16 protein-coding genes and 8 pseudogenes are annotated in these 19,588 nt (G+C 69.4%); 13 read left to right on the top strand and 11 right to left on the bottom strand.

Translation table 11 applies throughout. The features are described from left to right. Positions 1-60 precede the first annotated feature (60 nt). From ACFWUY_RS07240 to ACFWUY_RS07230, 3 genes and pseudogenes are all read right to left on the bottom strand, one after another. A complete protein-coding gene (locus ACFWUY_RS07240) occupies positions 61-1,428 on the bottom strand; it encodes an MFS transporter (RefSeq protein ID WP_384102977.1) in 1,368 nt (455 codons plus the stop codon). A 667-nt stretch (positions 1,429-2,095) separates the two neighbouring features. Then, positions 2,096-2,443: a hypothetical protein gene (locus tag ACFWUY_RS07235; RefSeq protein ID WP_384103341.1), complete on the bottom strand. Its 348-nt coding sequence runs from the start codon at positions 2,441-2,443 to the stop codon at positions 2,096-2,098. Between the two features lie 92 nt (positions 2,444-2,535). Continuing rightward, a pseudogene (locus tag ACFWUY_RS07230) lies at positions 2,536-3,494 on the bottom strand (ISAzo13 family transposase); the annotation flags it as partial. A gap of 799 nt (positions 3,495-4,293) precedes the next feature. On the opposite strand from ACFWUY_RS07230, the gene ACFWUY_RS07225 reads away from it, so the two are divergent. Both ACFWUY_RS07225 and ACFWUY_RS07220 read left to right on the top strand, forming a co-directional pair. Beyond that, the gene (locus tag ACFWUY_RS07225; RefSeq protein ID WP_384102975.1) at positions 4,294-4,458 is read left to right on the top strand and encodes a hypothetical protein; all 165 of its coding nucleotides are present in this window, start codon (positions 4,294-4,296) and stop codon (positions 4,456-4,458) included. A 48-nt stretch (positions 4,459-4,506) separates the two neighbouring features. Beyond that, the gene (locus tag ACFWUY_RS07220) at positions 4,507-4,950 is read left to right on the top strand and encodes an alpha/beta hydrolase fold domain-containing protein (RefSeq protein WP_384102973.1); all 444 of its coding nucleotides are present in this window, start codon (positions 4,507-4,509) and stop codon (positions 4,948-4,950) included. On the opposite strand, the gene ACFWUY_RS07215 is transcribed toward ACFWUY_RS07220, so the two are convergent. Both ACFWUY_RS07215 and ACFWUY_RS07210 read right to left on the bottom strand, forming a co-directional pair. Continuing rightward, positions 4,898-7,039, bottom strand: a complete 2,142-nt coding sequence (locus tag ACFWUY_RS07215; protein WP_384102971.1) for a SpoIIE family protein phosphatase — start codon at positions 7,037-7,039, stop codon at positions 4,898-4,900. The two genes, ACFWUY_RS07220 and ACFWUY_RS07215, sit on opposite strands and share 53 nt — an antisense overlap. A 55-nt stretch (positions 7,040-7,094) precedes the next feature. After that, on the bottom strand, positions 7,095-7,298 hold the full coding sequence (locus tag ACFWUY_RS07210) for a hypothetical protein (RefSeq protein WP_384102969.1): 204 nt from the start codon (positions 7,296-7,298) through the stop codon (positions 7,095-7,097). Between ACFWUY_RS07210 and ACFWUY_RS07205 the strand changes: the two are divergent. Beyond that, positions 7,297-7,350: pseudogene (locus ACFWUY_RS07205) on the top strand (hypothetical protein); the annotation flags it as partial. The gene ACFWUY_RS07210 and the pseudogene ACFWUY_RS07205 sit on opposite strands and share 2 nt — an antisense overlap. Positions 7,351-7,554: 204 nt before the next feature. Here the strand turns inward: ACFWUY_RS07205 and ACFWUY_RS07200 are convergent. Continuing rightward, entirely contained in the window at positions 7,555-9,120 is a 1,566-nt protein-coding gene (locus ACFWUY_RS07200; protein WP_384102967.1) for a serine/threonine-protein kinase, read from the bottom strand. A gap of 176 nt (positions 9,121-9,296) precedes the next feature. Here ACFWUY_RS07200 and ACFWUY_RS07195 point away from each other — a divergent pair. Continuing rightward, positions 9,297-9,890 (top strand): annotated as a pseudogene (locus ACFWUY_RS07195) (IS5 family transposase); the annotation flags it as partial. Here ACFWUY_RS07195 and ACFWUY_RS07190 read toward each other — a convergent pair. Then, positions 9,887-10,231: pseudogene (locus ACFWUY_RS07190) on the bottom strand (transposase family protein); the annotation flags it as partial. The pseudogenes ACFWUY_RS07195 and ACFWUY_RS07190 sit on opposite strands and share 4 nt — an antisense overlap. 212 nt (positions 10,232-10,443) lie before the next feature. Here ACFWUY_RS07190 and ACFWUY_RS07185 point away from each other — a divergent pair. After that, positions 10,444-10,608, top strand: a pseudogene (locus ACFWUY_RS07185) (pirin family protein); the annotation flags it as partial. A 270-nt stretch (positions 10,609-10,878) separates the two neighbouring features. Here ACFWUY_RS07185 and ACFWUY_RS07180 read toward each other — a convergent pair. Continuing rightward, positions 10,879-11,346 (bottom strand): DUF6326 family protein, encoded by a 468-nt coding sequence (locus ACFWUY_RS07180; protein WP_384102965.1) that lies wholly within the window; start codon positions 11,344-11,346, stop codon positions 10,879-10,881. A gap of 162 nt (positions 11,347-11,508) precedes the next feature. On the opposite strand from ACFWUY_RS07180, the gene ACFWUY_RS07175 reads away from it, so the two are divergent. Both ACFWUY_RS07175 and ACFWUY_RS07170 read left to right on the top strand, forming a co-directional pair. Then, positions 11,509-12,648, top strand: coding sequence for a sensor histidine kinase (locus ACFWUY_RS07175; RefSeq protein ID WP_384102963.1), 1,140 nt, complete (start codon positions 11,509-11,511; stop codon positions 12,646-12,648). After that, positions 12,645-13,301, top strand: a complete 657-nt coding sequence (locus ACFWUY_RS07170) for a response regulator transcription factor (RefSeq protein ID WP_329427834.1) — start codon at positions 12,645-12,647, stop codon at positions 13,299-13,301. Before ACFWUY_RS07175 ends, ACFWUY_RS07170 begins: the two co-directional genes overlap by 4 nt. On the opposite strand, the pseudogene ACFWUY_RS07165 reads toward ACFWUY_RS07170, so the two are convergent. After that, positions 13,294-13,515: pseudogene (locus ACFWUY_RS07165) on the bottom strand (transposase); the annotation flags it as partial. The gene ACFWUY_RS07170 and the pseudogene ACFWUY_RS07165 sit on opposite strands and share 8 nt — an antisense overlap. On the opposite strand from ACFWUY_RS07165, the gene ACFWUY_RS07160 reads away from it, so the two are divergent. Both ACFWUY_RS07160 and ACFWUY_RS07155 read left to right on the top strand, forming a co-directional pair. Continuing rightward, positions 13,502-13,825 (top strand): hypothetical protein, encoded by a 324-nt coding sequence (locus ACFWUY_RS07160; protein WP_384103338.1) that lies wholly within the window; start codon positions 13,502-13,504, stop codon positions 13,823-13,825. The pseudogene ACFWUY_RS07165 and the gene ACFWUY_RS07160 sit on opposite strands and share 14 nt — an antisense overlap. Further along, a pseudogene (locus ACFWUY_RS07155) lies at positions 13,789-13,988 on the top strand (transposase); the annotation flags it as partial. The gene ACFWUY_RS07160 and the pseudogene ACFWUY_RS07155, both read left to right, overlap by 37 nt. Positions 13,989-14,363: 375 nt before the next feature. Here ACFWUY_RS07155 and ACFWUY_RS07150 read toward each other — a convergent pair. After that, entirely contained in the window at positions 14,364-15,602 is a 1,239-nt protein-coding gene (locus ACFWUY_RS07150) for an IS701 family transposase (protein WP_384103298.1), read from the bottom strand. A 167-nt stretch (positions 15,603-15,769) separates the two neighbouring features. On the opposite strand from ACFWUY_RS07150, the gene ACFWUY_RS07145 reads away from it, so the two are divergent. Next, on the top strand, positions 15,770-16,174 hold the full coding sequence (locus ACFWUY_RS07145) for a type II toxin-antitoxin system PemK/MazF family toxin (protein ID WP_384102961.1): 405 nt from the start codon (positions 15,770-15,772) through the stop codon (positions 16,172-16,174). 214 nt (positions 16,175-16,388) lie between these two features. Here the strand turns inward: ACFWUY_RS07145 and ACFWUY_RS07140 are convergent, their stop codons facing one another. After that, positions 16,389-17,483, bottom strand: a complete 1,095-nt coding sequence (locus tag ACFWUY_RS07140; RefSeq protein WP_384102959.1) for an alpha/beta fold hydrolase — start codon at positions 17,481-17,483, stop codon at positions 16,389-16,391. Positions 17,484-17,591: 108 nt separating this feature from the next. Here ACFWUY_RS07140 and ACFWUY_RS07135 point away from each other — a divergent pair, with 108 nt between their 5' ends. The 3 genes and pseudogenes from ACFWUY_RS07135 to ACFWUY_RS07125 all read left to right on the top strand — a co-directional run bounded on the left by ACFWUY_RS07135 (position 17,592) and on the right by ACFWUY_RS07125 (position 19,567). Beyond that, positions 17,592-18,326, top strand: coding sequence for a TetR/AcrR family transcriptional regulator (locus ACFWUY_RS07135; RefSeq protein WP_384102957.1), 735 nt, complete (start codon positions 17,592-17,594; stop codon positions 18,324-18,326). A gap of 168 nt (positions 18,327-18,494) precedes the next feature. Continuing rightward, positions 18,495-19,157 (top strand): annotated as a pseudogene (locus ACFWUY_RS07130) (dienelactone hydrolase family protein). Then, the gene (locus ACFWUY_RS07125; RefSeq protein WP_384102955.1) at positions 19,157-19,567 is read left to right on the top strand and encodes a hypothetical protein; all 411 of its coding nucleotides are present in this window, start codon (positions 19,157-19,159) and stop codon (positions 19,565-19,567) included. The pseudogene ACFWUY_RS07130 and the gene ACFWUY_RS07125 overlap by 1 nt, the downstream one beginning before the upstream one ends. Positions 19,568-19,588: the final 21 nt, after the last annotated feature.

Genomic DNA, 19,588 nt, shown 5'->3' with positions numbered 1-19,588 from the left:
CTCGTGAGCGGGCACCGGGCTCTCGCGTCGGGCCTGGTCGGATCCGGTCGGGTCGGCGGATCAGACGTCGGCGCGGACGCGGGAGTCCGAGGGGGTCCGCTCCTCGATCTCCCCGAGGTCGCGGTCGCGGGTCTCGCGGGCACAGCCGATGGCGACGACGGTGAGCAGCGCGGCCGCGATCACGTACAGGGCGATGGGCGTCGAGTTGCCGTGGTCCGCCAGGAGCGCGGTCGCGATGAGCGGGGCGGGCGCGCCGGCGGCCACCGAGGAGAACTGGGCGCCGATGGAGGCACCGGAGTAGCGCATCCGGGTCGCGAACATCTCGGAGAAGAAGGCGGCCTGCGGCGCGTACATCGCCCCGTGCAGGACCAGGCCGACGGTCACCGCGAGCAGCAGGCTGCCGAAGGAGCCCCGGTCGATGAGGGCGAAGAACGGGAACATCCAGGCCCCGACGCCGACCGCGCCGATCAGGTAGACGGGCCGCCGGCCGATCCGGTCGGAGAGCGCGCCCCAGAGCGGGATCACCGCGAAGTGGACGGCGGAACCGATGAGGACGGCGTTCAGGGCGGTCTGCTTGGAGAGGTCGACCTCGGTGGTGGCGTACACGAGGATGAACGCGGTGATCACGTAGTACGAGATGTTCTCCGCCATGCGGGCGCCCATCGCGATCAGCACGTCCCGCCAGTGATGCTTCAGGACGGCGACCAGCGGCATCTTCTCGACCTGCCCGGCGACCGCCTTGCGCTCCTCGGCGGCGGCGAGGGCCGCCTTGAAGACGGGCGACTCGTCGACGGAGAGCCGGATCCAGAGGCCGACGATCACCAGGACGCCGGAGAGCAGGAAGGGAACGCGCCAGCCCCAGGAGGTGAAGGCGGCGTCCGAGAGCAGCGCGGTCAGCGCGGAGAGCACACCGGTGGCGAGCAACTGCCCGGCCGGCGCACCGGTCTGCGGCCACGAGGCCCAGAACCCGCGCCGCTTGGCGTCCCCGTGCTCGGACACGAGCAGCACGGCCCCGCCCCACTCGCCACCGAGCGCGAAGCCCTGCACGAGTCGCAGCACGGTCAACAGCACCGGAGCGGCGGAGCCGATGGTCGCGTGCGTCGGCAGCAGCCCGATGGCGAACGTCGCCCCACCCATCAGCAGCAGGCTGAGCACCAGCAGCTTCTTCCGCCCGAGCCGGTCCCCGTAGTGCCCGAACACCAGCGCCCCGAGAGGCCGCGCGGCGAACCCGACCGCGTACGTCAGGAAGGACAGCAGGGTCCCGACCAGAGGATCGGACTCGGGGAAGAACAGCTTGTTGAACACGAGCGCCGCGGCGGACCCGTACAGGAAGAAGTCGTACCACTCGATGGTCGTGCCGATGAGACTGGCGGCGACGATTCTCTTGAGGGAGTTGGGTGGCGTCGGGGAGGGTGTTGCGGCGGCCATGTGCACCACTTCCAGGCAGGTACGGGGACGTTTCGGTGTCGCCACACCGTAGGAAGGTGCAGGTCAGGGGCGTATGTGGTGGGACACCATAGTTCTGGCGGGACGTGTGCGTCCGGCCTCCATGGCCTGCTGTTGCGACCCTGGCGACGGCCCCAGAGGGACGGGAGAGGGGCTGTCCGGGGTGCGCTGATCGGGCACGTTTTGGTGGTGCGCTGCTGACTCCCGTGCTGGTTCGGTGCTGACTGAAGTCCCATGTCAGCGCCCCTGCCGACCTCTCCCGTGCTGAGTTGGTGCTGACTACGCAGCGTTGAACTCCGACATCTGCGACAGACCGGGCTCCGATGGATGCGCCAAGGTCGGTCGGTCGTAGGTTGCGATCCCCCATGCGTGGCGCTCCTGCCCGTGGGGCGGTCGGCCGTCCGCGGAGGCTGGTTCGAGTGGGACGATTTCCCGAGTAGCCGCGCACACGGGGGAGTGGGGCGCGGGGGATGCGTCTCCCGGCGCCGTAGCCTGCGCCGCTCATGGGCCGGCGGGACGGTCGTGCCGCGTGCAGGTCTTGTGCGAGGACCTCCCGCTGTCCGCCCTGGGCGTCGCCGGTGGCGCCCTGCTCGCCGCCGGTGTGACCGGCGGCGAACCGCGATGGACCCAGTCAACCTGTGCTTCCTCGTCAGCCTGGGACCGGCCCCGTTCCGCTGCCGTGGCCGTAGGGGCCGTGCGGCGGCATCATCGGCATCCACTTCGGCGACACCTCGCAGCTCGCGATCTCGGTCGTCTCGCGCAGCTTCTTCTGGTGCGTCTCGCCGAAAGCGGTCAGAAGAACTCGCCTCGCTTCGGCGGTAGCTGACCAGCAGATCTTCGTTCGCTGGTAGTGCTCCAGCACCGTCTTGTGGGTCTCCCGCCTGATGCCCGACTGCTTGTGGCCGCCGAAGGCGGCGTGTGCGGAGTCTGATGGAACTCCGTAGGAGCGGAAGGCGGATGACCAGGCATGATGGCGGGCGAGGAGTGGCTTGATCACTGGTCGCAACGGGCTTCATGCCTCTCGGAGGCGACCCTGGAGCGAGTCCTGGAGCACCTACGGGAGAACAGCCGGTGCTCGATCTTGTTCTACTTCGAGGTGCCCGGCGGCATATGGCAGACCGTGATCTCCAGGCCGGTCTCGGCGGCCAGGGCGGCGAGTTCGGTCTTCCAGGCGCGGGTGCGGTATCCGTTGGAGCCGCCCGCGTCCGCGGTGATCAGCAGCCGGGCGGCCTGCGGGTAGTCGTGGCTTCCACGGGCCTGCCACCAGCGCCGGATCGAGGCGACGGCGAACGCGGCCGTGTCGTGATCGGTGCCGACACTGTCCCATCCGGTGTTCGCGGCGACGTCGTAGATCCCGTACGGGCTCGCCTTGCCCGGTCCCTGGCGGACCAGGACGTCATGGGTACTGACCTGGGCCGGCAGTCCTTTCGGATGCCACTCGCGGCCCCGTTCTTGTACTGCCCGACCAGCTCCTTCTTCTTGGTATCGACGCTGATCACCGGGTCGCCGGCGCCCATGTGGTCCTTGGCCCGGTCGTTGATGTGGCAAAACTGGGCATCCCGGTCGGGATGCTGAGCTCCCTCGAGATTCTTGGCATTGGCCCGGAGACCGAACCCTTCCTCCCGTAGCAGGTCGGCGACGGTATCCGCCGAAACGCGGTGGCCCTGCCTGGTGAGCTCGCCGGCGAGCCTGCGGGTGGACTTCGTCGTCCATCGCAGCGGCGACATCGGATCCCCTCGCATGTCCGGCTCGACCACCACCCACAGCGCGGGCCGCAGACCTGGATCCACCTCAGCCGCCCGCTTACGCCCGCCACCGGGACGGCGGACCCGGCCCAGCGGTTCCGCCCCCGCCTCCCACTCGGCCACTCCCTTGCGGACGGTGGTCTCGCTGACCTCGGCCGCCCGGGCGACCGCCCGGATCCCGCCGCGGCCCAGGATCCTGGCCTCGGCCCCCATCAGCAGCCGACGCTGCCGCTCGGCCAGGTGTGGGAACAACACCTGGAACCTCACCGCACGTTGACCACAGACCTCGTCAGATATGCGCATACCGCACCAGCGAGCCGAACTGCGGGAAGCGACACCCTGATTCTCTGCGAGCCCTTGGTTGCCTCACATGTCTGACGCTCATTTCGCACCCGAGACAGCAGCGGCCAGCAGTGACCTGAGGGAGCGTCACTTCCAGCTGTCGGACTCCAAGGCGTACGCCGTCTCGCGCGAGCCGGTCCCTCGCAATCGAACATCGAGGCAACTCTCCGTGACGGCTCCCAAGATCTGTGCCAGAACCGCGTTAGGTGCGATATCTGACGCACATCTGACGGCACGGGCGGTGGAGTTTCTGGATGGATCGGCATGCCCGATCGGTGACCGCCGGTGGAGCCCCCAGCTGTGTGGTCGGAGGCGTCCTGAAGTGGCTGGGGCACTGGCTGCCGAGCTGTTGACTACCCCTGCCCCATCCACTTCTCGGTAGTGACGTTCCGTGACGTCAGGTTGGGTGTCCGGGGCGCGTTGTGCCAGGGGCCGCAGGGGCTCGGCACGGCATCACCGTCGCTTGCGTCGCGCCGTGGGTTCTCGATCGCTCCGGCTCGCTCGCACCCGGCATGCTCGCCCTCGCCGGCGTCTCCTCATCGCCGCGCTCCTCATCCTCACCGTCTGCATGGGAGCACTGTCCACCCGTACCCGCCTCGTGCCTGGAGCGGAAAGGCAGAGCTCATGACACCGTCGCTTCCTTGTCCACCCTGCCCATGGACGCGGAACTGGCGGCGCTACTGGCACAGACGCCCGTGTCGCAGCGGCCGACGACCATCACGCCCGAGACGATCGGCGCACTTCACAGAGACTCTCCGTCATGGAGCCCGACGACGAGGAACTGCGCCGCGACGGCGCCTTCGACATCGAGGAACGCCACCTCCCCGGCCCCGAAGGCGCCCCCGACCCCCTGCTCATCGCCCGCCCCACCCGGCCCCGGGACCGCTGCGGCCCCTCCGGTGTTTCATCCACGGCGGGGGACTGATCGCCGGGAGCAATCAATCGTCCCTGAGACCCGTACTTGACATCGCCCATGAGGCCGGACTGGCGGTGGTGTCCTTTTGAATACCGGTTCGCACCCGAGCGCCCCTATCCGGCAGCGGTGGACGACTGCTTCGCCGGCCTGGAGTGGACCGCGACCCACGCGGCGGAACTCGGCACCGACTCCGGGCGGGTCCTCCTGTGCGGAGCGTGCGCCGGCGGCGGACTGGCGGCAGCGGTCGCCCTGCTCGCCCGCGACCGAGAAGGCCCCGCCATCGCGGCGCAGATGCTGATCTGCCCCATGCTGGACCACCGCAACGACACCCCCTCCAGCCACCAGATGGCGAGGCAGAGCTTCTGGAACCGCCAAGCCCGGTGCCCGGTGCCCGGTGCTCGGGGGCCGAAGGCCGACGCGTCCCACGCGTCTTCGACCCGCCCCGGACTCAGGCGTCACCGTCCGTCGGTGTCGAGGCCGACGGATGGCGACGCCCAGTGACCTGGGCGAGGAGGAGCACGGTGTCGTCGGTCGGGCCGGCCGGCAGCAGGTGCGTGAGGATGCTGTCCGCCGTCTCTTCCAACGTACCGGCAAAGCCCGCCAGTTGGGTGCGGAGTGCTCCGATGCCCGCGTCGATGTCCTTGCCACGGGACTCGATGAGGCCATCGGTGTAGAGGGCCAGGATGTCTCCCTCCTGGAGTGCGATCTCGTGCGTGCCGAAGGGGAAGCCGCCGACACCGAGGGGAACCCCCGGCACGTTGTCGATGATCTTCACCGAGCCGTTCGGTGCGCGTACGAGGGGCGGGGGATGGCCGGCGTTCGCGATGTGGGCGCGGCCCGTCGCGGGGTCGTAGTGGATGTAGAGGCAGGTCGCCAGCTCGATGCCCGCTTCCTGGACGCAGGCGTCGAGTTCCCTGAGGAGGTCGTCGGGTTCCAGGTTCTGGCGGGCCAGTGCCTTGGCGGTGATCCGTAGCCGGCCCATCGCCGCGGCCGCCGGCACGCCATGTCCCATGACGTCGCCGACCACGAGGGCCACCTGGCCGCCCGGCAGGTCGATCACGTCGTACCAGTCGCCCCCGACCTCCGTGAGGTGGCTGCCGGGGAGGTAGCGGTGAGCGATGCGCAGGGACGGGCTGGTCGCCAGGTTGGTGGGGAGCAGCGCGCGCTGGAGGGTGAGCGCGATCTCCTGGACCTGGCTGTAGAGGCGGGCGTTGTCCAGACACAGGGCGGCGCGCGAGGCGAGTTCGCCGGCCAGGCTGAGGTCCTGCTCGGTGAAGACCGGGCGGGCGGCGGAGCGGCCGAACATGGTGATTCCCTGGACGGTGCCCCGGGCGATGAGGGGAGCGATGAGGAGGCAGGTCAGGCCGCTGTCGATCAGCAGCTGGGCACGGGCCTGGTGGATGACGGTCCGTGTCATGAACTCATCGTTCACGGGGACACAGACGGGCAGGCCCGTTCTCAGTGTCTCGTGGATCGTGGATCCCGGGGGATAGGTCACACGTTCCAGTCCGCCGACGAGTTCGGGGGCCGGAGGCGGCAGGCTGGTGCCGGATGCGATCCGTCGCGTGACCAGGGGGAGGTCCGGGTCGAACACCTCGGGTTCGTCCATCCACTCCACGACTTCCACGACGGAGGCGTCGGCGAACTCCGGAACGGCCGCTTCGACCAGCTCACGGGCGGTGACGTCCACGTCCAGTGTGGTGCCGATCCGGGCCGCGGCTCGGTCCAGCAGAGCCAGCCGCTGCCGTCCGGCCGTCGCTTCCACGATGGCCTGCTCGCGATCGGTCACGTCCACGAGGAGACCGCCCAATCCCGGCCGCGTATCGCCCGCCTGGCTCAATGGGAAGAAGCTCACCGAGCGCACCTGGTCCCGGTCGGGACGGCCCGGCGTGCGAAGGACGACCAGCGCGCTCACGACGGGCTGCCCCCCGTCGGCGACGGCGTGCAGCATGCGCTGGTACTCGCCTCCGTCGGACGTGATCATGAAGTCTTCCATGCTGCGTCCGATGTGGTCCTCGATCGGGATTCCGTCCATGTCGGCGAGGGCCTGGTTGAGGTGGACGTAGCGCAGGTCCTCGTCGAGCATGACGAGGCCGATCGGGCACGTCTCGAAGAGCGCGTCGAGGAAGGAGAGGTTGGTCTTCACCCGGTCGAGTTCGTCGCCCCTGCTGGCCAGGCCGACGATGACGGTGCGGCCTTGGCGGCCTGTCACAGGGAAGACCCGGAATCCGCAGTCGAAGACCGTTCCGTCCTGGTGCAGGGCAGGCATTCTTACCCGCCAGTAGCCCAGGCTGCGACCACGTTCCGCGAGCCGTTCTGCCGCACTGGTCCCGTCCACGGGGGCGGCGGGAAACAGGGTCGCGGCGGGCTTGGCAAGGACGTCCCCGGCCTTGTATCCGAAGAGTCTCTGCGCGCCGGGTCCCCAGTAGCAGATCCGGTCCTCGTCATCCATCCCGAGCACGGCAACGGCCACGTGCTCCAGCAAGGTTCCCGGCTCCGACCAGAGCGGCCCGGGAGCCTGCGCTTCCCCTGTTGGATTCGATGACACCAGGTGTCCTTTCAAGCGCACCCCCACAGCCGAGTGCGCCATTCGCCGGTGGACGGGGACCTCACGTCAATTCTGCTCGCCGTCCGAGGTTCGGACATCACGGCGGCAGCAGGTGGGGTGTGCGCTGTGCCTCAGTGCGCCGCTCGCCACGGCCGCCGCACTCGCCGTCCAGGATCCCGTGGCCGCGTTCGACGACGCTGTCGCCCTGGAAGCGGTCGGTGTCCTGAGGCCCGAGGAGGACGAGCACGGTGTGCACCGACACGCACGGCGTCTCCATCGTCGGGTTCGTCTTCGCCCACATGCTCGGCTTCAGCCTGCTGCCCCGGCTGAGGAACGTCGCCCCAGCCTGTCCGTACAGGCCGGCGACCGGGGCGGCAGTGGCTACTGGCCGGCCGGAGATCGGGACCAGGGTCTCTCTTTCGGATCACGTCGGGGTGGGGCAGCCCCGCGAGGTGCGTACGGACCTCGCGGATCTGCGGCGCGTGCGGCTCGTCCGTGGTCACTCTGAGGCGCCGCGGTCGGGGCCGCGGAGGAGGACGGTCTCACCGCAGGAGTCGTCAGGAGCCGGGGGCGATCGGCTTGCGTATGTCGTTGCGGATCTCGCTGGTCTCCGCCGCCGCCTGTTCGATGGTGACGGTGGCGTCGAACGTCACCACGGCCCTGGTGTTGGCGTCTCCCCACGCGCAGAGGGTCTGCTTGGTCGTCGCCTCGCAGCGGAAGTCCACGTCCGCGCCCGGGACGCGTTTCGTGGTGGCCGGCTCGACGACGCTGTCGTCGCCCCTTTCCGAGGAAGACATGAGGCTGTCACGTTTCGCTTCCACGAACTTGTACCGGCCGAACTCGCCCCAGATGTGCACCGTTTCGGACTCACGGCCCTCGGCAGTGGCGGCGTACGTGACGCTGAAACTCCTCGTGTCCCTCTCGAAAAAGCCGTCCGAAGGCCCGTCCGGCGTGAGAGACGAATGGCCATCGTGTGCGTACGTGCCCCCCAGCAGGGTCGTGGGCACGATGAGTTCGTGCGTGGCGTCGGGGAAGGACGCGTCGGAAAACTCGTAGCCTCCGTAGCCCGCACCGCCGAGCAGGATCACGGCTCCCGCGACGTACAGCCTCGTGCGCCACTTCTTCCTCGGCCGGCGTGTGGTGCCCGCCTGCTGGTCAAGGGAGGTGCGCTGCGCGCGAGCGGCCCGGGGCGCGGTGCCCGGGAGGGCGCCAACGGTCATGGCGCTGTGGACGCCCCGCTCGCCCGGCGCGGTCGCCGCCCCAGGCGTCGGCGCCGGCGAGGAGCCTACGCCCACATCCGGCGGGGTCAGCGCATGCCCCACCGCCGTCGGCTGTCGGGCGGTGCTGGGCACGAACAGGTCGAGCAGCCCGGTCGGGGTCGGCCGTTGTGCCGGGTCCTTGGCCATACAGGCGGCAACCACCGATCGGATGCCTTGGGGGAGGTCGGACAGGTCCGGCTGATCGTGCACCGCCCGATACATCAGCCCCATCGGCGTACCGTCTCCGAACGCCCTGCCACCCGCCGCCGCAACAAGCACCGCACCCAACGCGAACACATCGGCGGCCGGGCCGACTTCGAGTCCCTGCGCCTGCTCGGGGGCCAGGAATCCGGGGGTGCCGAAAGCTGCTCCGGTCGAGGTGAGCCGGGACGATTCCAGGGCCCGGGCAATCCCGAAGTCGAGCACCCGCGGCCCGTCGTCCGCCATGATGATGTTGCCCGGCTTGAGATCACGGTGTACGAGACCACAGGCGTGAATGGCCTGCAGCGCCTCCGCCAACGCCGCACCGAGCAGACGGATCGCGGGCTCGTCCATCGGCCCCCGGTCGGCGATCAGTTCCGAGAGCGTCGGCCCGGCGATGTAGGCGGTCGCCAGCCAGGGTGCGGCCGCGTCGGGGTCGGCGTCGACCACCTGCGCGGTGTGGAACCCGCCGACTCTGCGGGCGGCGTCGACCTCCGCGCGGAACCTGGCACGGAAGTGCGGATCGGCAGCCAGCTCGGCACGGGCCACCTTCACGGCCACAGTGCGTCCGCCCCGGGAACGTGCCAGGTACACCGTTCCCATACCGCCCGCGCCCAGCTCCCGCTCCACCGTGTAGTGGCCCACGCGCTCCGGCAGATCCATTGCGCCGCCCCCATCCCGCCTCATGTGCCCCGCCCCCGTTGGAATGCCGCGCGCCAGTATGGTCGACTTCACTGTCCAGGGCCACGCAGGGGTGCTGGGGCGGTAACAGAGGGTGGCCGCAGCGCTCACCGCGTCGGTGGGCGTTTCCTTCGGATCATCTGATCGTTGGTCGATGTGTGTCGTTGGCTGAGGCCCAGTGGGCGAGGATCGAGCCGTTGCTGCCGGATCGGAAACCTCGGCGGGGCGGGCGGTGGCGTGATCACCGGCAGGTGATCGACGCGATCGAGTTCAAGTTCCGCGCAGGGACACCGTGGGTGGACCTGCCCGAGGACTTCGGCTCGTGGAAGGCGCTCACAACCGGCTGCGGAAATGGGCAGCCGACGGCACCTGGGAGAAGGTCTTCATCGCTCTGCTTCCCCAGGCCGACGCCGAAGCCGACCTCGACTGGGTCGTTGCGGTCGACTCCACGATCGTTCGAGCTCATCAGCACGCCCTGGGGCCCGTCAAAAGGGGCCCCGGCCAGCGAGCCGGAGGATCATGCCCTCGGACGGTCGTGTGGCGGACTGACCACCAAGGTCCGCCTCGCCGCGGACAGCCGCTGTCGCCCGCCGGCGTTCGTCATCACGCCTGGCCAGGCAGGTGACGCGCCCGCGTTCCCCAAGGTGATGACCCGCCTGCGGGTGCCGCGGTCGATCGGCCGGCCCAGGACCACACCGGATGTGGTCCTGGCCGACAAGGCCTACTCGTCCCGAACAATCCGCACTCATCTTCTGGGCACCAGGGTGCCGTCCACGATGAGCACGGTGTCCTTGGCGAACCGCTGGCGGGGACGCAGCGCAAACCTCGGGCCGAGGTCGTCGATCACCCGGTCCACGGCCGACTTCGACACCCCGAACAGCGGGGCCAGTTGCCGCATCGTCAAGTTCGTCCGTCAGCACGCGGCGATCAGCAGTACCCGGTCCTCCGACGACAGCTTCCACGGCCGGCCCCGGCCCGGAGGGTCGGCACCCTCGCGACGCAGTGCGGTCACCAACCTGCCGAAGGCGCGGGGACTCGGACCGGTGAACGGAGCTATCCAGAACGGCTCGGACGCCGTGATCACGCCTGACACGGTCGAGATCATGGGGTCCTGGCGTCGGACGAGCACAGTGGCAGACGAGCGTGGTTCCCTGTCGGTAGGCCCTTGGAGACCGTCAGGCGCTGATAGGCGGACCCGGTTGACTTTCGCCCCGTGTGTCGCCGCGATGGTCGGAAGTGAGAACGATGCTGACCTCGGCCGCGCCGATGTGGCTTTCACCTGCGGAGACGCCGTAATGAGGTGCGTTGTGGTGGAACTTCATCGGCCGATCCGGTGACGAGATCGCACAAGCGCGCGAGGACTGGGAGAAGGGCTCGCGGTTCGGCGAGGTCCACGGCTACGACGGCGCCCGACTGTCCGCCCCGGAGCTCCCCGCCACCCCGCTGAAGCCGCGCGGGCGAGTGCGCTGACCTTGGAAAACGTGGGACGGGACGGTCGCGCTCGACTGGTGGCCGCCGTGCGGGAACCCTTGATCGACTGCCGTCCTTTCGGCCGTGGGCCAGGGGTCCGCTGGGCTCGGGAGGGGGTGAGCGGATTCTCAGGTTCAGATGCGTACGGCAAGGCCTACTCGGACCGATGCCGACCTTTTGCTGACCTTTTCTGGCGCATAATCAACACACGGTTCCGGGTGCTGTCGTTGCAGGCAGGGATTCGACGCTTGTGGCTGGGCGCGAACGGTTTCACGGTCCGGGCTGGTCGCCGTGGTCGCCGTGGTCGCCGACGGTACGGGGCCAGGTCCAGGCGTACCGCACGATGAGGGCGAGAAGGATCAATTCCAGTGCGATGCCAAGGCCGTAGAAGTACAGCCAGGACGCGCCCACCACGTTGAACGCCGTGACGGGGACGTAGAGCGAGGCCACGATGAGGTTCGTGATGCGGTTCGCCCGGGCGGGCAGCGTCGCCGACAGGACGACCATAAAGATGGGGATGGCCATGAGGGCCAGCGCCGTGGTCGAAAAGGTCTGGGAGAGGTCGAACTCGAAGACCTTTCCGTCGAGGATGTCTTTGATGACGCCGGGCGTGAAGAAGTTGAGAATGTCCACGTAGGCGTAGAGGAACATGAAGGCTGTCCACGTCGCGGCGAGCTTGGCTCTCAGCGGGATCCGCTGGTCTTCCAGTGTGGCGGTGCTGGGTCGACGTGTTCTCATCGTGGGCTCCGTTGTCGCGGTGAGGATCGGTAGGTCCACGATCGCTGAGCCCGGCGGCGGGCGCCTCGGCCCGGGGGTTTCGGTTCGCCTGGCCGATGGCATGGTCTCTCTCTCGTTCTTTCGGCGGATACGCCGAGGCGCGACGATGCCTAGGCTGGAGCCGTGGTCACTTTCCGGCGCTCCGTCTGGCATGAGCCGCGGCCTGCTGACGCCCCACCCATCGGTCGTCTGGACTGGCTGCTGGTGGGCGTGTTCACGGCCGCCGCCTTGGTCGAGGGCATCGTTCGGCCGGGCTTGGCCTGGCGACCACTTGTGACGGTGCTCGCCCTGGCGCTGATGCCTGCTCTGCTCTGGCGGCGGGGCCGCCCCCTCATGGCCGTCCTGGTCGGGTGGGGGGTCGCCGGGCTGCTCTCGGTCCTCCAGCTGACTGCGCACGCCGGGGACCTCGGCCTCTACTCCATGATGGCCGCCCTGATCCTGCTCTACTCCCTGGTGCGGTGGGGCTCGGGACGGGAGATCGTCTTGGGGACGGCGTTCGTGACAGTCGTTGTCGCGCTGGGGATGTACGCCACCTCCGCGGGCTGGGCCGACGTTTTCGGCGGGAGCGTCCTCTTGCTGTTGTTCGTCGCCCTCGCGGTGGTGTTCCGCTACCGCGCGGACCTCTGGCATCGCCAACAGCGCGAGATCCGCAATCAGGAGCGGGTGGCGCTGGCGCGAGAGCTGCACGATACCGTGGCCCACCACGTCTCGGCCATCGCGGTGCAGGCGCAGGCCGGTGGCGTAGTCGCCGGCATCCAGCCTGAGAAGGCTGCCGAGGTCCTGGCCGCGATCGAGTCTGAAGCGTCGCGAACCCTGGAGGAGATGAGATCCATGGTTCGGGTGCTGCGTGAGGAGGAGGCCGTCGCCTACTCACCGCAGCTGGGTGTCGCGGACCTGCCTGCTCTGGCGCGCGCCCACACGACGCCTACTGTCGAGGTCTCGCTGGACGGTTCGTTTGCCCGGCTGGCACGACCCGTGGACGCCGCGCTCTACCGGCTCGCGCAGGAGTCGCTGACCAACGCCGTACGGCACGCCCGGAGCGCGACCTGCGTCGCGATCGACGTACGCCGGGAGGGCGACGCCGTCAGGCTGCGTGTCAGCGACGATGGACAGACCGAGCCGGGGCCGGCCCCGGAGCCCGGGTTCGGCCTGCTGGGCATGGCCGAGCGCGCCCAGCTCCTCGGCGGATCGCTCTCCGCGGGGCCGGGGCCCGAGGGTGGCTGGGTGGTCGAGGCCGTGCTGCCGATGGCGGTGTTGGCATGAGCATCCGTGTTGTCGTAGCCGACGACCAGGACTTGGTCCGGACCGGGCTGGTGATGATCCTCGGCGCGCAACCCGACCTCGAGGTCGTGGGGGAGGCGGCAGACGGGCTCGCAGCGCTCGACCTGGCGACCCGGCTGCGTCCCGATGTCCTCCTCGTCGACATCCGGATGCCCGGGCTCGACGGCGTCGAGGTGACGCGGCGCCTGGCCGGGCCAGACGTGACGGACCCGATGGCGGTCGTCGTGATCACCACCTTCGACCTCGATGAGTACGTCCTCGGCGCCCTACGCGCCGGCGCCCGCGGCTTCCTGCTCAAGAACGCCGGGCCGGAGCTCCTCGTGCAGGCCATCCACGCGGCGGCCAACGGGGACGCGCTGATCGCCCCCAACGTCACCCGCCGGCTGCTGGCGACCTTCGCCGACCAGGCACCGGTGGTACCGGTCCAGCCGAGCAACCCGCTCACCGAGCGCGAGGAGGAGGTGCTCGCGCTGGTGGCACGAGGCCGGACCAACGCCGAGATCGCCACCGAGCTCTTCGTCAGCCTGAGCACGGTCAAGACCCACGTCGCATCGTTGATGACCAAGCTCGGCGCACGCAACCGCGTCGAGATCGCGATGTGGGCACACGACACCAGACGCGTGAGAGCCGATTAGCGCGGATCGCGGCGTAGGCACCTGGGGTTCGGTAGCCCAGCGATGAGCGCGGCCGGTCGTGGTCCTACTCCTCCTTCCAGTCGCCGATGGTGACCCTGACGTGGGTCAGGGACCAGAACAGGTGGATGCTGAGGCATTCGTCGCGCAGGCGACCGTTGAAGGACTCGATGAAGGGGTTGCGCCACGGCTCCCCGGGTGGGATGAACAGGCAGCCGCGCACGCTCTCCGGCCTCCTGTCGGACCGCACCGCGCTGCGCGCGCGGTTCGAGCTCGTCAGATTGCAGACGCAGACGCAGACCCGCGACACGTTCACCGTGGTGCGGTCGTCCCCGAGGCTGACCGGGACCGGACGGTTCCTCGTGGACATGATGGGCGACACGATCGCGGAGTGGACCGACGACGAGAACGTCCACGACGCCGTGGCCGCCCTGGCGACGGAGGCGGCCACGGCCCACCGCCTGCGCTGGCGGCTGCGCCATCTGCGGCGCTGCCGCTGTGGCTGTGGTCCTCCGCCACCGACATGACCGCCGCCGGCGTCGATCCGCGCTGGCGGGCGTTCCTGCGACGCTTCGACTCGTCGCGCACGCCCACCTGCGGCTCGCCAGGCCGCTTGCCGAGGACATTCGCCGGCCTTGGGACCGGCCGCTGGAACCGAGCAGGCTCACCCCGGCCCGGGGCCGCCGAGGTGGTGGCCATGTTGGTTGGCTCCCGGGCGTCTTGCTGGCCTTTTGCTGACCTCGGATGGTGGATCGGGCCTCTGAGCTGGGATGAAACGGCAATCCCGTGCTATGTGCTGGAACTCCGTCGGCCGCACGGACGAGGAGATCCGCCAGGCCCGCGAGGACTGGATGACCGGCGACCGCTTCGGCGGCGAGGTCAAGGGCTGCGACGGCGCCCGCTTCGGTCAAGTGGAGGGCTACGAAGGGGGGGCGACTGCCCGCCCCAGAGCTCCCGTCCGTGGCTCTGAAGCCAAGGGGCGGGAGGCGCTGACCTGGTTCTTTGCGGTAGGGGTGGTGGCCTGTCGAGCGTTGCGCCTAGTACTCCAGCTGTAGATCGTGATCTTCATGTCTGGCATGCGGCTTGTCGCTGGTAATGGCCGGTGCGGGATCGCTGCTGATGGCGGCGTCGCCAGTCGGACCAGCCGAGTCGGTGGGCGACATCGTGGAGGGGCTGGAAGACGAGCGTGATGAACAGGCGCTGGATCTCGTTACAGGACAGCGGGACCAGCCCGTTTGGGGCGGGGTTGCGGGCGTGTTCGTCGGCGCGGACGACGGCCAGGAAGGCGTGAGCGAGCATCGCGAGGGTGACCCAGCGGGTCCAGGAGGGGTAGCGGCGGACCTGGTGCTCATCGAGTCCGGCCAGCCCTTTCTCGGTGTGGAAGGTCTCTTCCACACGCCATCTGGATCCGGCTACCCGCACGAGCTCGGTCAGCGGCACCGGCTGGGGTGAGAGGCAGCGGTAGTAGGCGAGTTCGCCGGTGGTGCGGTTGCGGCGGATCAGGAGCTGGCGGCTGCCCGGCGCCGCCTCGGTGAGATCGATGACGGCCCAGTCGTAGAACCGCTGCCCCTTCGCACCGCGTCCAGCCGAGAGTTTCTGCCAGGCACGCTTCAGCACCTTCTTCACCAGGGCGTCGGCGCGGAATGTGCCCGCACCGGTGGCCACTTCGGCCGAACAGACCACCGCGAGGACATAACCGATGCCGCGTTCCTCCAGAGCCGTGCGCAGTTTCGGGTTGCTGCCGTAGACCTCGTCACCGGTGACCCAGCCCACGTGATGTCCGGCGTCCAGGAAGCGTTCGATCATCGTGCGGGCCAGTTCCGGCTTGGTCGCGAAGACGGTGTCGCCGCCGAGCCCCGCTGCCCGGCAGCGGTCCGGGGCGCTTGTCCAAGAGCGCGGGATGTACAGCTCCCGGTCCACCGCCGCGTGTCCCCGCTCGCCGGCGTAGACGAGGTAGACGGTGACCTGGGAGTTCTCGATCCGCCCGGCCGTTCCGGTGTACTGGCGCTGGACCCCGACCGTGTGGGTGCCCTTCTTCACGTCGCCGGTCTCGTCGACGACCAGCACTGCCGCCTCGTCGTGGAGGTACTCGATGACGTATTCGCGCACGTCGTCGCGGACGGCGTCGGCATCCCAGGAGGCCCGGCACAGCAGATGTCGCATGCCGTGCGGGCTGGCCTCCCCGGCCCACTCCGCGATCGTCCAGCAGTTCTCGCGCGGCAGGTCCGACAGCGGTCCGAGCACCGACTTCCGGACCCGGAACCGGGGTTCGACCCGCGTGAACCGTCCCGCTATCCGGCTCATCAGGCCCTCGAACGCCTCCTGCCAGCGGGCAGGGTCTACGCTGTGACCTGCGGCCACCGCGCGATCGTTTGTCTTCACACACCGATGATCAATGGGTGGCCGCACCCGTCTCCGCAGCGCGTCAGGCTCGCGCAGCGTCTGTCTGCCGTCCTGTGTCTGGAGGACTTGTGCAACGTGGCGAAGTCTGGTGGGTCCAGTTCGACGAGCGGCGGCCGGTCGTACTGCTGTCGGGAGACGACGCGTCCGGGATCCGGGTGATGCAGGTCGTCGCTCGGGCGGGTGTCGACATCACCGGTCTGGGGGTCGAAGTGGCAGTAGGCGCCGTGGAAGGACTGCCCTTTGAAGGCGTGCTGCGGTTCGCGTTCCCGCGTCCGGGCTTCACCCCGTGCACGTGGCTGACCACCGTGTCCCGGGACGACCTGATAGAGCGGGCGGGTGCCCTGTCCTCCGCGAAACTCAGCGAGATGGAGAACGCCCTCCGTCTCGGTGAGCAGGCGAAGGAGTGGACCCCGGCGACGACCGCTAAGCTCAGCGAGATAAGGAACGCCCTCCGTCTCGGTGGACTCGGGTAGGCGGAGAAGGAAACGGACACCCGCGACGGCGTGGTCGGTCTCGTCCAGATGGTCGACGCTGCCAGCTGCCTCCTCGGCGCCCCTCACGATCGAGATCACGCACTACGGCTGCAGTACTAGGCGCGCCAGTGGCAGGTGGGACACGCACGTCGCGCAGATCGTTGACCGGCCAGGTGGAGGCGGGCGAGACTCGGGACCGTTGTCCGCAACCGGGTCAGATGTCTGCTGCAGCGGCCGACTCGCCGGCGGTCACGATCGGCCGTACGTGAGCGAGCAGCAGTTCGAGGAAGCGTTCCGGGCGACGGAACGCCGCGAAGTGGCTGCAGTCCTCGATCAGCGCGAAGGCCTTGACCGGGGCCTGGACGTCGTCGAAGAAACGGCGGGCGCGGTCGGGCGGCGTGAGGACGTCCTTCTCGCCCTGGAAGAGGAAGAACGGGAGCTCGAACGCCGTACCGTCCGCCCAGTCGTCGAACCCGGACGTGCCTGCGGTGACCCGCTCCGAGAAGCTCATGCCCTTGACGAAGTGCCCCAGCTCGCGCAGCGAGTGCAGCGGCGAGAGCCACAGGGACCCCATGACGACCTTCTTCATCGTGTCCAGGGTCAGCGGATCGCTGGTGGCCAGGAGCTTGGCGTGCATCGCGCCCTCCCGGGCGGTCCAGCGGTGCTTGTCGGCGTCCAGGGCCTCGACCGCCGCGAGTTCCTTGCGCTTCCCCGTCGCCCGCAGTCGGACGAGGAGCGCCTGGTGCACGGAGTCGTCGCGGCCGGCGTCGTGGATGTTCTGGTCGGTGCCGACGTACGCGGAGTAGCGCTCGGGGAACTCGCGGGCGAGCCGCAGGCCGAAGGCGCTGCCGTAGGAGTGGCCGAGCAGGACGACCTTGTCGACGCCGAGGCGGGTGCGGATGTGGTCGGTGACCTCGACCGCGTCCGCGGAGATCCGCTCGAAGGTCATCTCTCCCTGGCCGTCGGCGCCACTGCGGCCGAGGGTCTTGAGGGTGCCGCGCATGTCCCAGCGGACGATCGTGAAGTGCTTCTCCCAGGATCTGGTGCGCGGTCCGAAGATCGCGGTCGAGGCACCGGGGCCGCCGTGCAGCTCCAGGACGACCGGGTTGGCCAGGTCCTCGCCGCGGATTGAGATCCACTGGTCGATGCCGCCGATGCGGACGAAGACCTGCTCGTCGATGCCGTTTGCGCTGTCGATCTTCATGAGGGAGGCGTTGCGGGAGCGCTTCAGGGCGCGGTGGCCGAGGATTCCGGCCGTCGGGGCGGCGAGGAGCGCGGCGACGGAGGCGGTGACGAGGGCGGTGATCAAGACGACTCCCTGAGATCCATGACGCAAACTGTGTATGTCATAAGCAGTTAGCTATACGCTATAAACAGTAGTGCGGGCCGTCAACGGGTGATGGTGAGGGAGTTCGGGATGAGCACGAAGGAGCCCCGGAAGTCGACGGGGAAGCAGGGCGGCGCGAAGGCGAGCTTCGCGCTGCTGTGGGGCGAGCAGGGGCAGGCGAGCCGGGGTCCGAAACCCTCCCTGACCGCAGGCCGGATCGCCGAGGTGGCGATCGGGATCGCCGACAGGGACGGCCTGGACGCGGTCTCGCTGGCGCGGGTCGCCAAGGAGTTCGACGTCACCGCGATGGCTCTCTACCGGTACGTCCCCGGAAAGGCGGAACTGGTCGATCTGATGGTCGACCTCGCGATCGGCCCCCCGGTCCCCGTCGCCGGCATCCCCGGCGGCTGGCGCCCGCAGCTGACCGAATGGGCGCGCCAGTGCTCGGCCGTGTACCGCCGCCACCCGTGGATCCTGACGGCCACCGGCATGCGCCGCCAGATCATGGGTCCCCATCAACTCGGCTGGCTGGACACCGCCTTGGCCGCGCTGGCCGGCACCGGCCTGTCGGCCTCCCAGCGGCATGACACGTTCCTGCTGCTCGTGGGCCACATCCGCAACATCGCCCAGCAGACCGTCGAGCACGACGAGGCGGCGAACGAGGAGTGGGCCCACCTCACCGCCGACGTCCTGGAACGCCACGCGGACCGCTTTCCCGCGCTGACGTCAGCGGTCGCAGAAGGTGCCTTCACGCCACAAGACGGGGACGCACTGGACTTCGGCCTGGAGCGGATCATGGACGGCGTGGCGGCGCTGATCCCGTAACCAGCTCGTCGCAGCCGCCAGTCAGGGCCCCTGCCGCTCAGTCCCTGTTCCACGGGATCAGGGACTGAATCCCGTGCTGCTTGGATGACACGGGTTCGGGCAGGGGCTGGTTTCATCGGTGTGGGGGCTCAAACCGACTCCGTCCTGTTCAGCGGGGAGGAGATCCCCATGATCGCGGAAGAAGTCAACGTCCCGGTGGCCGGATCGGCATTGTCCGGCGGCCTGGTGGTGCCGGCGGCCGGCCCGAGGGTGGTGTTCGCACACGGCAGTGGCAGTTCACGGCACAGCCCGCGCAACCGCGCGGTGGCCGGCCGAGCTGCGGCGGGCCGGGTTGGGGACTCTGCTGTTGGACCTGTTGACCGAGGAGGAGGAGCGAGCCGACCTCCTGACTGCCGAGTACCGCTTCCACATCGGCCTGCTGAGCGAGCGGCTCGCCTCCGCGGTCGACTGGCTCGGTGCCCGAACGGATACCGCGTCCGCGCCCGTGGGCCTGTTCGGGGCGAGCACCGGCGCGGCGGCGGCGCTGCGGGCAGCGGCGGAGTGCCCGGGCGCGTTCGGTCCGTCGTCTCCCGGGGAGGCCGCCCGGACCTGGCCGGCGACAGCGCTCTGCGTCGCGTCCAGGCACCGGTGCTGCTGATCGTCGGCGGCGAGGACCGTGAGGTGCCGCGGCTCAACCGGGAGACGGCCGAACTGCTCCCCGTACCGCACCGGGTCGAGGTGATCGCCGGTGCCACGCATCTGTTCCAGGAGCCCGGGGCACTGGAGCAGGTCGCGCGCCTCGCGCGGGACTGGTTCCCGTACCCCGGGAGCGACGGCCTCGGGAAGGAGTGATGAGCAGTCCCACGCTTGACCGGCAGCAGGAGATCAGGGCCGAGGCGCTGCCGCTGGACACGGGCCAGTCGTTCGATCCGCTGCTGGAGCGGATCGGAAACGCCCGCTTCGTCCTGCTGGGCGAAGCCTCGCACGGCACCGCCGAGTACTACCGGTGGCGGGCGGTACTGACGCGCAGGCTTCTGCTGTCGTACCTCAAGGGACTGCGGTTCATCCAGATCGAGGCCTTCAACACCCCGGCCGCGCTCACCGCCACCGGGCCGCTGCACGCCGGGCACTCCTGGGCTGCCGTCCACGCCGTCCACGCCGCCCGCCCCTCCGCCGACTTCCCCGCGGACCGCTTCCTGCTCTCCCTCGCACCCGAGTTGTACGACGGGACCGACGTCCAGGCCGTCCACCCTGACCAGTAGCCGTACGGCTTGCCGCCGAAC

Origin of the sequence: Streptomyces sp. NPDC058664, assembly GCF_042716635.1 — a bacterium.
GTDB lineage: Bacteria > Actinomycetota > Actinomycetes > Streptomycetales > Streptomycetaceae > Streptomyces.
This window is presented reverse-complemented; position numbering and strand designations above follow the sequence as displayed.